We start from the raw sequence: 13,304 nt of genomic DNA on the forward strand, positions 1-13,304 counted from the left end.
AGCTACACCTGGCGTGCAGTCGTATCCCGCGTTCGCCACGAAGCCCACGCGTCGGTGCACCACAGAGCCCAGATGATCAGCAGCGGCTGAAACACCAGCCGCATCCCGCGGGCAGCGTCGGTGTCCAGTCCGAAAGCATCGGTGCCCGTGACGAACTGCGAGATGTTGCCGGGAAACACGGCGACGAAGAACGCGGCAACGACCCACCCCACCAAGGCCCGTCTGCGAACCCACAGGATGAGGGCAGCACCGAGGACGATCTCGACCACGCCGGATGCGAGCACCACGAAGTCCGTGTCGATCGGAACCCACGTCGGCACCTGCGCCTGAAACTCCGTCCGCGCCCAGAACAGGTGGCTCAGTCCCGCAAAGACCAGAAAGGACCCCAGGATGACGCGGGCGATGAGTTTCATTGCTCCATGGTTACACGTTGGCTGCTCGGCGCAAATGCTCTCAACTGCTCCATGACGAACGTGTGATCCTCGCGGTGCGGCAGACCGGATACTCCAACGAAACCGACGATCCCGACGCCAGTCACCTCGATCGGCACGACGCCGCCCGCCGCTGCAAACGTTTCCGTCGGCAGGTGTGCTTGAGTGTCGAAGTCGCGGCCGGTGGCAGTGAAGAACTCGACGATGCCGAGCGAGCTTCGGCCATAGCGTTTGGCGGCCTCCATCTTTCGCGACAGCCAGTGATCGCTTTCTGGATACGAACCCGGAAGCGCGGCGTGGAACGCACGTTGGTGACCGTGGACAATGCCGATCACCAAGGGCAGTTGCCGCTGCGCCGCCTCCTGCCGCATCTGGCAACCGAGGGCCCAGGCGTCGTCGTAGTCGAACCTGTCCAGGCGCACTTCCTGCTCGTCGGCGACAACCGCGTCGAGGGCGTTCATGCGGTTGAGGAGGCGAGCCAGATGTTCAGTTCGCCGTCGACGGCGTACTCGTCGATCTCGGCGAGCTCGTCCGCAGTGAATTCCGGGCTCTGCAACGCCAGTACGCTGTCGGCCAGCTGACTCGGCCTCGAAGCGCCCACGAGCACCGAGGACACCTGAGGCGTTCGCAGGACCCACGCCAGCGCCATCTGGGCGAGCGGCTGTCCGCGTCGCTCTGCGATCTTGTTCAACGCTGCGACGTTGTCCAGATTCTTGTCCGACAGCATGCCGTCGCGGAGCGTCTTTCCCTGCGTCGCTCGCGATCCCTCGGGGATGCCGTTCAGATATTTGGTGGTGAGCAAGCCCTGGGCAAGTGCGGAGAATGCGATGCAGCCGATCCCTTCTGCTGCCAGCACGTCGAGCAGCGACGGAGTGCCGTCTTCCACCCACCGATTCAGGAGCGAGTACGACGGTTGATGGATGGCCAGAGGCGTCCCGAGCTCACGCAGCAGACCAGCGATTTCGACGGTACGCGCCGCGGAATACGACGAGATTCCTGCATACCTGGCTTTGCCGGAACGCACCGCGGTGTCGAGTGCGCGCGCGGTCTCCTCGAGTGGTGTGTTGGGATCGAACCGGTGACTGTAGAAGATGTCGACGTAGTCGAGTCGCAGGCTCTTCAGCGAGTGCTCGAGACTACCCAGCAGGTACTTGGAACCGCCACCGCGACCGTAGGGTCCGGGGAAAAAGTCGTAGCCGGCTTTGGTCGAGATGACGATTTCGTCGCGCAGGTTCGAAAAGTCCTCCGCGAGAATCCGTCCGACGTTCTTCTCGGCCGACCCCATCGGGGGTCCGTAGCCGTTGGCAAGGTCGAAGTGTGTGATTCCGAGATCGAAGGCTGCGCGGACGATGTCGCGCTGCTTCTGGATGGGGGTGTCGTCGCCGAAGTTGTGCCACATTCCGAGCGATACCGCTGGTAGCAGCAATCCGGATGTGCCGACGGGACGGTAGTCCATCGAGTCGTAGCGGGTGGGCGCCGGGGTGTAGGCGTCGTTCAGAAGAGAATGCATGGGTGAAGGCTCCTTATCGAGCTGCGAAGAGGTCTGTCAAGAGGTCGATTTGGGCGTTGTCTTCGAGTGCGGAACCGACGGCGACGACGCGGGCGCCTGCCGCGAGGAACTCGGGTGCGTTCCGTGCGTTCATACCGCCGGTAGCAACGAAGTTCATCGATGGGAATGGACCCTGCATCGCGGAGAACCACCCCGCGCCCAGCACTGATGCCGGGAATGCTTTCACCCACCCGAGTCCGAGGGCCGCGGCCTGTTGGACGTCTGTGCCGGTCGCGACTCCCGGTAGATGCGGCATACCAGCATTCATGCTGGCCAGCGCTACCGCTGGGTCGAATCCGGGTGCCACTGTGAACGAGGCGCCCGCTTCGCGTGCCTGCGTCACCAGTTCCGTTGTGACCACGGTGCCGGCGCCGACGGTCATGCCGCGGTCGGCTGCCGCTTTCGCGGTGGCGGCGAGCGCGTCGATCGCCGACGCGGATTGAATGGGTACTTCGATGCAGGTGATGCCTGCGTCCCATCCGCGTTGGGCGAGTTCGACGGTCCGGGCGGGGGCGAATCCGCGCAGAATTGCCATCACCGGGGCCCGAGAGAAAGCCTCGTCGAACCAGGAGTTCATGGTCTCCATCCGAGCTCCTTCGATACGTTGTCGGTCACTGCGCGTAGGTCGGGCAGCAACAGTTCGAGTGCCGTGAGATCCGCACGGCCCTTCAAAGCGGTCACCGAGACGGCTGCGACCACGCGATTGCTCGCGTCCCGCACCGGCATCGCGACACAATTGACGTAGTCCTCGTATTCGGCGTCATCGACCGACCACCCACGTTCTGCAACGACAGCCAACTCGGCATCGAATCGGCTTCTCGAGGTAATGGTGGTGGGCGTATGCGAAACGAAGTCCGCTGCCTTCATTACGGAATCGACGACGTCGGGTGGCTGGAAAGCGAGAATTGCCTTGCTGACTCCGGCCGTGTGCAGGCACACGGGCGCACCGATCTGGGAGAACAGTTTGATCATTCCGGGTTGCTCGATTTTGTCGACGTACACGATCCGGCCACCTTCGAGTGCCGCGAGGTGGATGGTGTGCGAGCACTGTTCGCCCAATTTCACGAGATACGGGCGCGCGACGTTCGCGAAGTCGAACTGTTCCCGTGCCGCATTCGCCAGCCCGGCTAGCCGGTAGCCGACGCTGTACTTTCCGTCGCTGCGTTTGCGCGTCAAACCCGAATCGGTGAGAGTCTGCAGCACCCGAAGCGCGGTGGATCGGTGCACGTCGAGGTGCGAGGCGACCTCGCTCTGAGTGCGCGGCGCAATGGCCACGAACTCGAGAATTTCGATGGCGCGTTCTACGCTCTGCGACATTGACTGCTCCTTCGGTTCTTCACGCGCCGAGCTCGACTGCTGGGACGAAGTCGCTGGTGCTCGACAAGGCGCGGGCTGCGAGATCGTGGCCCATCGAGAGCCTCCCGTGGGCATCCTTGCCGTTCGCCATTCCTGAGAGGTAACCGGCTGCGAACGCGTCCCCGGCACCCACCACTTCGACGACATCGACGGAGCGGGCAGCGACGAAGCGAGTTCCTGACGCGCTGAACTCGGTGGCCCCGATGCCACCGTCCTTGACCACCAATGTTCCTGTGCTGTATTGCTCGTCGAGAATCAGAGTGGCGATGGATGCGGCGTCTGTGGTGGACCAGAGAGTGGCTGCCTCGTCCCGGCCGACGAAAACGATGTCCGCCCGCCGCGCGAGGTCGAGAAGTGCAGGCGCGGCTTGCTCTATTTCCCAGACACCGGGACGGTAGTTCACGTCGAAGGAGATCGGTGTACTCGATGCTGCGCATCGATCGAACAGCGCGCGCATCATCTCGGCGCACGTGTCGGACAACCCGGCATTGATACCGGAGACATGTACGAGCGAAACTTCATGCAGCGGTAGTTCATCCAGTGTGGAAGGTGACATCTTCGAGGCCGCGGATCCGCGACGGTAGTAGTGCACCGTCGTCACGCCGTCGTCCGGGTCCTTGAAATAGACGCCGGTGGCGGCGTCCTCGCGCATTATGACGAACGATGTGTCGACTCCGTGCGAGGCGATCTCGTCGACGATGCGGCGGCCGAGTGGATCGTTGCCGACGTAGCTGGCCCAGGCGACACTGTGTCCTTGTTCCACGAGGTAGAGCGCCACCGTGGATTCGGCACCGCCCATGTGCAACGTGAACAACTCGGCGCACGAGAGGGGCACCGCCTCGACCGGGGCGACGAGTGTCATTGTCTCCCCGATGCAGAGAAACTCAGGCATCGATCGTCCCCTTCGAACGTGTGCCGCGCCCCTTCCTCAGGGCCGCGCGAATGTGCGGACCGATGATTGCGAGTGCGCTGAGGACGAGCAGGCCCACGGCGATACCGCTGGTGTAGATGCTGGCTGCGCCGTCGATCAGGAAAGCGCGACGGATATTGCTCTCCGCGAGGGGGCCGAGGATCAGGCCGAGGACGAGCGGGCCCGCCGGGAAACCGTTGCGGCGCATGACCAGTCCGAGGAGGCCGAAGACGAGCATGAGGCCGACGTCGAACGCGCTGTTCTGGACGGCGTACGTGCCGACCATGCAGAACGTGATGATGACCGCCCAAAGGTACTGCTGCGGGAGGTCGAGTAGCTTGACGACTCCGCGCATCCGGACGAGCGCGAGGGCGAGGGCGGCGAAGGTTGCCAACAGCATGATCGCGGCGATGCTGTAGACCAGGTCGGGCGATTCGACGAACAACGCTGGTCCCGGCTGCAGTCCCCAGATGACCATGGAACCGATCATCACAGCCATGACCGCGTCACCGGGAACGCCCAGCGCGAGTGTTGTGGTGACAGATCCGCCCATGGTGGCGGTGCTTGCCGTGTCGGCCGCTGCCAAACCTTCGAGTGATCCTTTGCCGAACTTTTCCGGCGTTTTCGATGCGCGCCTTGCCTGATCCCAGGACACGACGCCCGCGATGTCACCGCCGGCAGCCGGAACGACTCCGACGACGGCACCTACACCTGATCCGATGAGCGCAGGTTTGACGAGTTCGCGTCGTTCCGACCTGTTCGGCCACCACTTGCCGAGTTGGGTGATCGGTGCCGGTATGTGCGTCGGATGGCGGCTGATCATCTGGTTGAAGACCTCGGCGATGCCGAAAAGTCCGACTATCGCGGCAATGAACGGTATGCCGGAACTGAGTTCGTTCACACCGAAGGTGAAGCGTCCGTCGCCGGTGATCGGATCGCGGCCGATGGTACCGAGCAGCAACCCGAGGATGCCTGCGAAGAGGCCCTTCGCGATTCGTCCACCCGAGACGCCGATCATCATCGTCATTCCGAAGACCACGAGAGCGAACATTTCCGCCGGCCCGAACTCGAGGGCGACACTTGCGATGGGCTGCGCGGCGAAGACGAGGATGCAGATGCCGACCACGGACCCCACCGCCGAGACCAGCGCTGAGCTCGTCAATGCAATCCCGGCGCGGCCTTGCTTGGCCATGGGGAAGCCATCGAATGTCGTGGCGATCGACGCGGGCGTTCCCGGTGTGTTGATGAGGATTGCGGGCACCCGGTCACCGAACTGTGCGGCAACGTAGATGGACAGAAGTACCGACAAACCTTGGAGCGGTTCGAGTGTCAGGGTGAATCCTGCAGCAAGTGCGACGGCCATGGCTGCGGTGATGCCCGGAATGGCACCGACGAGCGTGCCGAGAAGTACCCCGATGATCAGGCACAGGCCGATACTGGGATCGAGGAGCGCATTGAGTCCCTCGGCGACGGCGTTCACAGCGGGACCCGCAGCAGCAAGCCGAAGACCGACCACAGCACTGCGGTGGTGACAACGGGAAAGAGTACGAGCGCCCTGATGCCGCGCCCACCGCCGATAGCGACGAGGCCCGCCAACAGCAGAACCGTGACGGCCCGGAAGTCGAAGTACTGCCAGGCGAGGCCGTATGCCGCGATCATCGCCAACGTCGTCACCAGAACGACACTGCCGGACCTGGTGATCGGTGACTCCTCTGACGTGATTCGCTTCAGCACCGCCTGAACAACCAGGATCAGTCCGATGACGATTGCTGCTATCGACAACGCCGTCGGCCACCAGCGTGGTCCGAACGACTGACCGTCCCTACCGACCTCGATCGCATCGGCCGCGAAATAGACGACGATGCCGAAAGCGATGACGGCAATCCCTGTCGCAACTTCGTACACGCGACTGTTGGGTCGGGCCACGACATCCTCGTGGATGTCATCTGGGGTCTGATCGGGGGTATTCACCTCTGGGAGATGCCGGGTGGTCATTGTTGCCCTGCCAGTTGTTCGAACCTGTCCGACTCCGATTCGACGAACGTGGTGGTCTCGTCGGCCGAGCGATACAGCGGTAGATTGCCGCCGGCCTCGATGAGATCGATGTATTCATTTGTTGCCGAGGCTGATTCGATGGCATCCTCGAGTTTCGTCGCAACGGCGTCCGGCAGGCCGCTGGGTGCCGCGATCACGGCCCAACTGCCGATTACGACGTCGTGTCCCTGTTCGATGGCGGTCTGGACACCGGGTAGGGCTGGTGCGGGCTCCTCGGTGAAGACGGCAAGTACCCGCAGGCGTCCATCCGCGTGGGCCGGTGCCGTCTCGCCGATGCCGGCGACCACGGCGTCGACCTGAGATCCGATCGCCGCGGTGACGGCGGGTGCTCCGCCGTCGAAGGGGACGCCGGTGAACTCCACGTCTGCGACGCGGCCGAGTTCGAGTGCACCTGCTTCCCAGATCGAGCCGGGTCCGGCGTTGGAGATGGTCACGCCTCCGGGGTCTGCCTGCGCTGCTGCGATCAGGTCATCGAGCGTCTGAAAGGGGCTGTCGGCGGGTACGGCGATGGTCCCGGGCTGTGAGTTGACCTGTCCGAGGAAGTCGTAGGCGGCCGGGTCCGTCGAATATCCCTGGTGGCCGAGCAGGCTGACTTCGACGGGGAGAACACCGATGGTGTATCCGTCAGGATCCTGATCAGCGAGATATTGCATGCCGATCGATCCGGCGCCGCCTGGTCTGTTCTCGACGACCACGCTGACGCCCAGTTCGGCCTCCATTTGTTGGCCGAGCGTGCGTGCGGTCAGGTCGGTTGCGCCGCCGGCGGCGGTAGGGGTCAGCAGGGTGATGTTCTGGTTCGGAAAGTCCTCGGCCGAGGATTCACCAGAAGCGCGATCGGCGCATCCGGTGACCGTTCCGGCCAGGATCGCCAGTGCTGCACCGGAGCCGACGAGTGCGCGGGATGGACGTGGAAGTGATGTGAACAAGGTAAGCCTCCGAGGTTATGTTGCACTGTGTGCAACACTGTTGCTCTCTGTGCACAAACAATAGCGCATGTGTGACCCGGGGCATAGTGGTTCTGAAATGTGATGTGTCGAATATGGAATGAAGGCAGCAATAAGGGGCCCCACCCGCCGGGTGGAGCCCCTTCTCGAAATCTATCCCTGGCTGCCGGAGATGTTGACCAACCAGTTGATGCCGAATTTGTCGGTGAGCATGCCGAAGGTGTCGCCCCACGGTGCCTTGTTCAGGCCCATGGTGTTCTGCGCGTCGACGGCGAGTTTGTCCCAGTAGCCGGTGAGCTCGTCCTCGTCCTCGCCGCTCAACGAAACCGAGACGTTGTCGCCGACATTGAGGGCCATGCTTGCCGGGGTGTCAGCGGCCATGATCGTCAAACCAGACGGCGACTCGAGTTGGCTGTGCATGATCTGATCTTTTTCGGTGGGATCCTCGGTGGTGCCGAAATCTGCATAGGTGTTCATCGCGAGTTCACCCCCGAATACGCTCTGGTAGAACTCCATTGCTTCACGGGCGGTCCCGCGGAAATTCAGATACGGGTTGAGTCGGGTGGGCATGATCCGTCTCCTCGTCGGTTGGTGAGAGGTCAATCGTAAGGCGCCGCGACCGCCCGCGTCAGGAGTCCGGGACCACGATTCCCTCGCGCAGCAGGCGTCGGGCAACGACGATGGCACTGCCCTCGTCCAGACCGGTGAGATCGCCCACTCGGCAGGGCTTCCCCGATCGAAGCCGAGCTACTGCGGCAGAGGCCTCGATTGGAAGTGAGACAGTCTTGGAACTCAGGGTCAGATGGACCCGGCTGTCGTCCTCGCGGACGCGCGCGGTGAGGCCTCGACGCCAGAGCACGATGCTGTCCGCGTCGAGTCCGGTCATGAACGAGACCGTATGCAGCGGGTTGACGGGCTCGGGGCGCGTGATCTCGACGAACCGTCGTCCCAGTCGTTCCGCGATGCGGCGTCTGGCCTCGGGGTCGTTCTTGATGTCGTGGAGCCTCGAGAGGACCTCGTCGATGACGCGACCCACATGCGGAAGGACTGCATCCGGATCCGTCAGATCGAGGCCGGCGGGCAACGGCCGACGCAGCGCGGGATCGTCTTGCACGAGAGCGAGGAGGTGATGCGCGACGTCGAAACGGTTGAAGGAGGCAATCCCGAGGGTGAGGTGAATCGTCGTCTCGCCCAATGCCTCGGCAGAGTGGATCCATCCGCGAGGAAGGTAGAGGCAGTCGCCCGGCGCTAGCACCGTGTCGAGGAAAGGTGTCTCGCGCGCGCGTTCTTCAACGGCGCTGCGGCGATCCGACCACGGCTGATTCGACAGCGGATGTGGGTGTACCGGCGGATGTAGGACCCAGCGCTTCTCGCCGCTGATCTGCAGCACGAACACGTCGTGCACGTCGTAATGCGGGGAGAAGCCCTTCGATGAGGCCGGTGTGATGTACGCATTCACCTGGGCGGGGTGGCCGAGATCGTCGACGAGATCGCGCACGAAGTCGATCAGCGGTGGCCACAGACGATGAAGTCCCTGAAGGACGAGGGTGTGACCGTCGGCGAAGGCCGACAGCACCGAAGCGGAATCGAGTTGATCGGGCATCTTCGCCCCGAATCCACCGGATGCGGTGAACTCGTTCTTGTCCAGGAGCGCACCGTCCTTGGCCATGCGCGCGAACGGAGTCCGCACTCCGCGACGCGAGACGAGCTCGTCGACCGAGGCGGGCGTCATCAAATCCTCGAACGGGCCGGGTAGCTCGCGCGCGCGAGACAGGAGAGGCGAACGCCCCCAATGGTCCTCGGCGAAGACGCTGCCGTCGACGGAGATCAGACGAGCGAGCGCGGACCGGGGATCCGATCCGCGCTCGTCAGCTGCGGGCTTGCTCAAGCCGAGCCGTCGGCGCCGCCGTCGTGGCCGCCGGGGTTGGATCCGCCGTCGGCAGGTCCTTCGCCCGGCTTTGCAGCGCCGTCGGCGCCGCCGTCGTGGCCCTCGGGGTTGGATCCGCCGTCGGCAGGTCCTTCGCCCGGCTTTGCAGCGCCGTCGGCGCCGCCGTCGTGGCCCTCGGGGTTGGATCCGCCGTCAGCAGGTCCTTCGCCGCCGCTCGTACCGGTTGTGGTGATGTCGTCATCGTTGATGCTCATCGAGTGCCTTTCCGTTTACGGGTCGAGGAACCTCACGGTCCGCGGACAGTATTGTCGATACCGCCCGCTTCCAAACACTGTACGAGCGTTGTTTCCTGTCATGCGCTCGCTGGAGTGGTCGGGGAACCGACTCGGACCGTCGCCGAGGTGAATGTTGCAGCGACAGTCGCAATCGCAATAGCGAAGCAGGCCAGCGTGTACCAGAGATTCCCGATGGGATCGTTGTTGCCGGTGACGCCATCGGTTGCGCCGAAGAAATCGGGCAGAGCGCTGATCCAGAACAACGCCATGATGCACAGGTACACCACGGCGTAGCCCTGTACGAACCGGTTCCGGTACACGGGAGCATCGGCAACCCCCTTCCGCAGCCGCGTCCACTGACGCGTCAACACGATGATTGCGACAATCGTCAGGATCAGCAGTTCTGCTGCGTACAGGAAACCCCGAACCGTGTCGCTTCCCACCCCGAGGACCGTCGCGGGGAGCGGGAGAATGAACGTACCCAGTGACGCAAGAACACCGATGACCAGCGTGAGCCACACCAACTGCAGACCATCGAAGCGCTTGCCCTCGTCGACGTGTCGACCGACGAACCACTGGACACAGAATGCGAGCGACATCGGCCACAGTGCGGCGAACACCACGACGCTCCCCAGCGGAACCGAATCGAACATAGGTTGGTTGAGTGGGTTGTCCGTCGACCATGCCCACCATCTGAGCTGGGGCCCTAGGTGATCGAAGATTTCGTAGAACGCATGGTGCACGAACCCGACGCAGACTGCACCGACGAGTGCACCGTATCGACGGAAGATGCCCAACATTTTCACGATCTCGAAGGCGATCGTGGCCATCAACGGGTAGATCGCAATGATGTACAGCGGTAGTCGGCCCCACATGAATTCCACGGTGAACACGTTGTGCGCGAACATCGTGTCGACGTGTTCGTCGATTCCGAACGCAGCCGGGAAATACAAGGGCGGTTCGATGATGAAAAGGTATGCGCAGGCACCGAACCACAGGACCAGGCTGGTGGGGTCGCCGTGCCGTCGGAGGCGCACGATGGCAACTACGAGCGCGAGCACTGCGCCCAGAATGATGGTGAGCTCGAGGACGGGAAGTGTCCAGTTTTCGAGCGCGAGCGGGTTTCGGAACTCGACCAGTCCACCGGCTTCGGAACACGAGAAGCCGAGGGATGTGGCCAGGGAATCGAAGGTCGGTGCGCAATGATCTGCCATCTGTCCTGCCCCTACTTCGACGAAGCGTTCTCGGCCGTGTACCAGCGGGTGACGTCGTAGCCGTCCTCGAAACGTTCGAACCACCGGTCAGCGAGTTCGGGAAGTTTCTCGTGGTCCGGGTTGTGCTTCGGCAGCTGGCTGCGGACGACTCCCACCAACGCGGTGAGTTGCTCACCGATCGGCAGATGGTCGAATGCGCGCGGCATCGGGCCGTGGTCCTCGAAACTCACCAGCGGTGTCCATTTTTTCAGATGCTGTGCGCGTCGGTGCGATGCGAACATTGCGAGCGCATCGATCTTCCGCTCGTCCAGCGGGACGTGCCGATTGAAGCCCTCGCACGCAATCTTGATGACATGCAGAACGTGCCGAAATATCGACGGCGCCATACGCATCCGGTAGACGTCGCTTCCGACGATGGAACTGAAGATTTTCAGCGCCGAGCTTCGATGCTCTACCTCCTCGACGAAGTGCCAGATGAACAACGACGCGACTCTGTCGTCTCCAGGCTGGAACAGCGTCGAATCGTTGTCGAGCATCAACTTGAAGACCGGGGTGAACGTTGCTTCGAGGTCGGCGGTGTAGGCGAGCCGGTACTTCAGCGAGGTCTCCGCGGTGAGCTTGTCGTAGGCGCCGATGACGTCGTCGAGCGTTTCCTGGAGTTGTGGATATGCCTTGATCAAGCCTTTTGCGTGTTGACGATGGGCGCTCGAATGCTGCCCCTCCTGACGTACGAACGCGATTGCTTCCTCGGCGATCGCGGGGTCGGTGATGTGGGGCTTGGCCTCGCTGATCATCTGCACGATCATCTTTTCGAAGCCGATCGCCAAGAACGAGACCGCGTTGGCCATGCTCGAAAAGGCCGGATTCTCTTCGTTCCAGAGGAACGGCACGTCATAGTCGGCGAAGGCGAAGCGCATCTTGCGCACATGTAGATCGGTCACCGTCGATACCTCGTTCTCGGGAAGCGAATGCGATTCGGCTGAGCTGGGCTGGTCGAGCGTGCGAATGATGCAACCATACACATTGCTGTCGCTTTGTATGATAGTTTTCGTGCATCTCTCGACCAGATGCCCGTGGTAGCGTCGAAAACCCTTCGACCGAGGAAGCGGGACGTGGCGCGACGACGCGGATGGAACGGCAGTCCACCGGACACCGATGACGAGGCGGCCCGGCGAATCGTCGCCGCGGCAGTAGATCTGATCGCAGTGACGGGATCAGCTGTGAGCATTGCCGACGTCGCGGAATCGCTCGGCGTCATCCGGCAGACGGTGTATCGCTATTTTCCCAGCGCCGAGGCTCTGTTGAGAGCGGCGGCCATTGCGTCGGTCGACGGATTTCTCGAGCGGCTGTCGATCCACGTGAAAGGCATCGGAGACCCGGTCGAGGCGATGACCGAGGGAGTGGTCTACACGCTCGCGGAAGTCCGTCGAACCCCACACCTGGGCATACTGCTCACTGGCACTCACTCGAACGTCCATCCGGAGGGACTCACCTCCCACGAAGCGCGTGCATTCGGCCTGACCATGATCAGGCGCTTCGACGTCGACTGGGAGTCGTACGGGTACGACGATGCATCCCTGCAGGAACTCGTCGAATACGTCCTCCGAACGATGCAATCGTTCTTCGTTTCCCCTGGTAATCCTCCGCGGGACGACGATGATCTGCGCAGATTTCTTCGCCGCTGGATGGGATCGGCCATCATCGCTCAAGAAAGACCTCAATAGGCGGCCTAGGCTTCGCTCCATGACGACATCGCCGAAGCGGCCGCCTCAACTGGATTCTCCGCTCGTACCGAAGGTGCTCAAGTATGCGTCTCGGGCGCAGGTCTGGCTGTATCAGCGCACCGGCGGGCGAGTTGGAGGGAAATGGCGAATCGGTAGCGGGTTCCGCAAGCCGGTGTCGGTTCTGTTGCTCGGCCACACGGGCCGGAAATCAGGCACGTCGTACACGACACCGCTGCTGTATCTCCGAGACGGCGACGACGTGGTCGTGGTGGCGTCACAAGGTGGTATGCCCAAAAATCCGCAGTGGTATCGGAATCTCGTCGATAGCCCTGATACCTGGATTCAGATCGGAAACGATCGGTCCAATGTCCGTGCCCATACGGCGTCGGCGGACGAGCGGGCGCGGTTGTGGCCGCAGCTGGTGCAGCTGTATGCCGACTTCGCGAACTATCAGTCCTGGACTGAGCGCGTGATACCGGTGGTCGTTCTCGAACCCCGAGGGGCGGTCGCGAGTTGAATGTGCGTTGCAGTTCCGAGCCGATCGAGTCCTGCCGGTAGCGTGCCAACGATGTATCGAGCCACGCTCCCGCTGACCCATCGACCGGCCAGAGATGGTTCGGCCGTCGAGGCGGCACACGTCCCGGCGTACTTGGCGCTGGAGCTCGCGAGCCAGGCCTGGGCCGATGCGTTGAGCCACGCCAGTGCCGGGCGCTTCACGGCGATGGACGTGATGATCGTCAACGTCACGTCGAACTTCTCCCGCGAGCTCCTGGTGGGTATCGCCGACGTCGAAGTCTCCGTAGCGAAGGTCGGGCGGAGCTCGTTTTCCGTCGATGTTGCCATCGACCAACACGGTGAACGCGCCGCACTTGCGTCCTTCACCTTGGTTCGCGTCGTCGACGGTTCGGCCAGTGCGCTGACCGACGATCACCGTCGCGTTCTCGACACGCTGCGATAG

General features: G+C 62.9%; 17 protein-coding genes. 3 read left to right on the top strand and 14 right to left on the bottom strand.

The annotated features are described in order from the left end of the window. Positions 1-2: 2 nt before the first annotated feature. The 14 genes from KVY23_RS14135 to KVY23_RS14200 all read right to left on the bottom strand — a co-directional run bounded on the left by KVY23_RS14135 (position 3) and on the right by KVY23_RS14200 (position 11,563). Positions 3-413, bottom strand: a complete 411-nt coding sequence (locus tag KVY23_RS14135) for a DoxX family membrane protein (protein WP_230557121.1) — start codon at positions 411-413, stop codon at positions 3-5. Beyond that, positions 410-892, bottom strand: coding sequence for a heme-degrading domain-containing protein (locus KVY23_RS14140; protein ID WP_230557122.1), 483 nt, complete (start codon positions 890-892; stop codon positions 410-412). The genes KVY23_RS14135 and KVY23_RS14140 overlap by 4 nt, the downstream gene beginning before the upstream one ends. After that, positions 889-1,941, bottom strand: coding sequence for an L-glyceraldehyde 3-phosphate reductase (mgrA, locus tag KVY23_RS14145; RefSeq protein WP_230557123.1), 1,053 nt, complete (start codon positions 1,939-1,941; stop codon positions 889-891). Before mgrA ends, KVY23_RS14140 begins: the two co-directional genes overlap by 4 nt. 13 nt (positions 1,942-1,954) lie before the next feature. Next, on the bottom strand, positions 1,955-2,566 hold the full coding sequence (locus KVY23_RS14150) for a bifunctional 4-hydroxy-2-oxoglutarate aldolase/2-dehydro-3-deoxy-phosphogluconate aldolase (RefSeq protein ID WP_230557124.1): 612 nt from the start codon (positions 2,564-2,566) through the stop codon (positions 1,955-1,957). Next, positions 2,554-3,297: an IclR family transcriptional regulator gene (locus tag KVY23_RS14155; RefSeq protein ID WP_206510296.1), complete on the bottom strand. Its 744-nt coding sequence runs from the start codon at positions 3,295-3,297 to the stop codon at positions 2,554-2,556. The genes KVY23_RS14150 and KVY23_RS14155 overlap by 13 nt, the downstream gene beginning before the upstream one ends. A gap of 19 nt (positions 3,298-3,316) precedes the next feature. Next, the gene (locus tag KVY23_RS14160; RefSeq protein ID WP_230557125.1) at positions 3,317-4,228 is read right to left on the bottom strand and encodes a sugar kinase; all 912 of its coding nucleotides are present in this window, start codon (positions 4,226-4,228) and stop codon (positions 3,317-3,319) included. Continuing rightward, a complete protein-coding gene (locus KVY23_RS14165; RefSeq protein WP_230557126.1) occupies positions 4,221-5,726 on the bottom strand; it encodes a tripartite tricarboxylate transporter permease in 1,506 nt (501 codons plus the stop codon). Before KVY23_RS14165 ends, KVY23_RS14160 begins: the two co-directional genes overlap by 8 nt. Further along, positions 5,723-6,241, bottom strand: coding sequence for a tripartite tricarboxylate transporter TctB family protein (locus KVY23_RS14170; RefSeq protein ID WP_075837908.1), 519 nt, complete (start codon positions 6,239-6,241; stop codon positions 5,723-5,725). Before KVY23_RS14170 ends, KVY23_RS14165 begins: the two co-directional genes overlap by 4 nt. Next, positions 6,238-7,227, bottom strand: a complete 990-nt coding sequence (locus tag KVY23_RS14175) for a tripartite tricarboxylate transporter substrate binding protein (RefSeq protein ID WP_230557127.1) — start codon at positions 7,225-7,227, stop codon at positions 6,238-6,240. The genes KVY23_RS14170 and KVY23_RS14175 overlap by 4 nt, the downstream gene beginning before the upstream one ends. A 171-nt stretch (positions 7,228-7,398) precedes the next feature. Then, positions 7,399-7,815: a VOC family protein gene (locus tag KVY23_RS14180; protein WP_230557128.1), complete on the bottom strand. Its 417-nt coding sequence runs from the start codon at positions 7,813-7,815 to the stop codon at positions 7,399-7,401. Between the two features lie 58 nt (positions 7,816-7,873). Beyond that, positions 7,874-9,133 carry a cupin domain-containing protein gene (locus tag KVY23_RS14185; protein WP_230557129.1) on the bottom strand — a complete coding sequence of 420 codons (1,260 nt, stop codon included), beginning with the start codon at positions 9,131-9,133 and terminating at the stop codon, positions 7,874-7,876. Then, positions 9,130-9,387 (bottom strand): BatC protein, encoded by a 258-nt coding sequence (locus KVY23_RS14190; protein WP_230557130.1) that lies wholly within the window; start codon positions 9,385-9,387, stop codon positions 9,130-9,132. The genes KVY23_RS14185 and KVY23_RS14190 overlap by 4 nt, the downstream gene beginning before the upstream one ends. A 98-nt stretch (positions 9,388-9,485) precedes the next feature. Beyond that, complete coding sequence (locus tag KVY23_RS14195) at positions 9,486-10,622, bottom strand: hypothetical protein (RefSeq protein WP_230557131.1); 1,137 nt, start codon at positions 10,620-10,622, stop codon at positions 9,486-9,488. Between the two features lie 11 nt (positions 10,623-10,633). Next, positions 10,634-11,563, bottom strand: a complete 930-nt coding sequence (locus KVY23_RS14200) for a metal-dependent hydrolase (protein WP_230557132.1) — start codon at positions 11,561-11,563, stop codon at positions 10,634-10,636. Positions 11,564-11,734: 171 nt separating this feature from the next. Here KVY23_RS14200 and KVY23_RS14205 point away from each other — a divergent pair, with 171 nt between their 5' ends. Genes KVY23_RS14205 through KVY23_RS14215 form a run of 3 tightly spaced genes read left to right on the top strand, consistent with a single transcriptional unit; the run spans position 11,735 to position 13,304 of the window. After that, entirely contained in the window at positions 11,735-12,346 is a 612-nt protein-coding gene (locus KVY23_RS14205; RefSeq protein ID WP_230557133.1) for a TetR/AcrR family transcriptional regulator, read from the top strand. Positions 12,347-12,365: 19 nt separating this feature from the next. Continuing rightward, a complete protein-coding gene (locus KVY23_RS14210; RefSeq protein WP_230557134.1) occupies positions 12,366-12,863 on the top strand; it encodes a nitroreductase family deazaflavin-dependent oxidoreductase in 498 nt (165 codons plus the stop codon). Between the two features lie 51 nt (positions 12,864-12,914). Next, the gene (locus KVY23_RS14215; RefSeq protein ID WP_230557135.1) at positions 12,915-13,304 is read left to right on the top strand and encodes a hypothetical protein; all 390 of its coding nucleotides are present in this window, start codon (positions 12,915-12,917) and stop codon (positions 13,302-13,304) included.

This window comes from Rhodococcus sp. I2R, from assembly GCF_020889545.1.
Classification (GTDB): domain Bacteria; phylum Actinomycetota; class Actinomycetes; order Mycobacteriales; family Mycobacteriaceae; genus Rhodococcoides.

What these genes read in the sequence shown, in the direction of transcription:
- KVY23_RS14210 (WP_230557134.1), top strand. Translation starts at nt 12,366, where the DNA reads ATGACGACATCGCCGAAGCGGCCGCCTCAACTGGATTCTCCGCTCGTA.
- KVY23_RS14170 (WP_075837908.1), bottom strand. Translation starts at nt 6,241, where the DNA reads ATGACCACCCGGCATCTCCCAGAGGTGAATACCCCCGATCAGACCCCA.
- KVY23_RS14160 (WP_230557125.1), bottom strand. Translation starts at nt 4,228, where the DNA reads ATGCCTGAGTTTCTCTGCATCGGGGAGACAATGACACTCGTCGCCCCG.
- KVY23_RS14155 (WP_206510296.1), bottom strand. Translation starts at nt 3,297, where the DNA reads ATGTCGCAGAGCGTAGAACGCGCCATCGAAATTCTCGAGTTCGTGGCC.
- KVY23_RS14135 (WP_230557121.1), bottom strand. Translation starts at nt 413, where the DNA reads ATGAAACTCATCGCCCGCGTCATCCTGGGGTCCTTTCTGGTCTTTGCG.
- KVY23_RS14190 (WP_230557130.1), bottom strand. Translation starts at nt 9,387, where the DNA reads ATGAGCATCAACGATGACGACATCACCACAACCGGTACGAGCGGCGGC.
- mgrA (WP_230557123.1), bottom strand. Translation starts at nt 1,941, where the DNA reads ATGCATTCTCTTCTGAACGACGCCTACACCCCGGCGCCCACCCGCTAC.
- KVY23_RS14195 (WP_230557131.1), bottom strand. Translation starts at nt 10,622, where the DNA reads ATGGCAGATCATTGCGCACCGACCTTCGATTCCCTGGCCACATCCCTC.
- KVY23_RS14140 (WP_230557122.1), bottom strand. Translation starts at nt 892, where the DNA reads ATGAACGCCCTCGACGCGGTTGTCGCCGACGAGCAGGAAGTGCGCCTG.
- KVY23_RS14180 (WP_230557128.1), bottom strand. Translation starts at nt 7,815, where the DNA reads ATGCCCACCCGACTCAACCCGTATCTGAATTTCCGCGGGACCGCCCGT.
- KVY23_RS14150 (WP_230557124.1), bottom strand. Translation starts at nt 2,566, where the DNA reads ATGGAGACCATGAACTCCTGGTTCGACGAGGCTTTCTCTCGGGCCCCG.
- KVY23_RS14215 (WP_230557135.1), top strand. Translation starts at nt 12,915, where the DNA reads ATGTATCGAGCCACGCTCCCGCTGACCCATCGACCGGCCAGAGATGGT.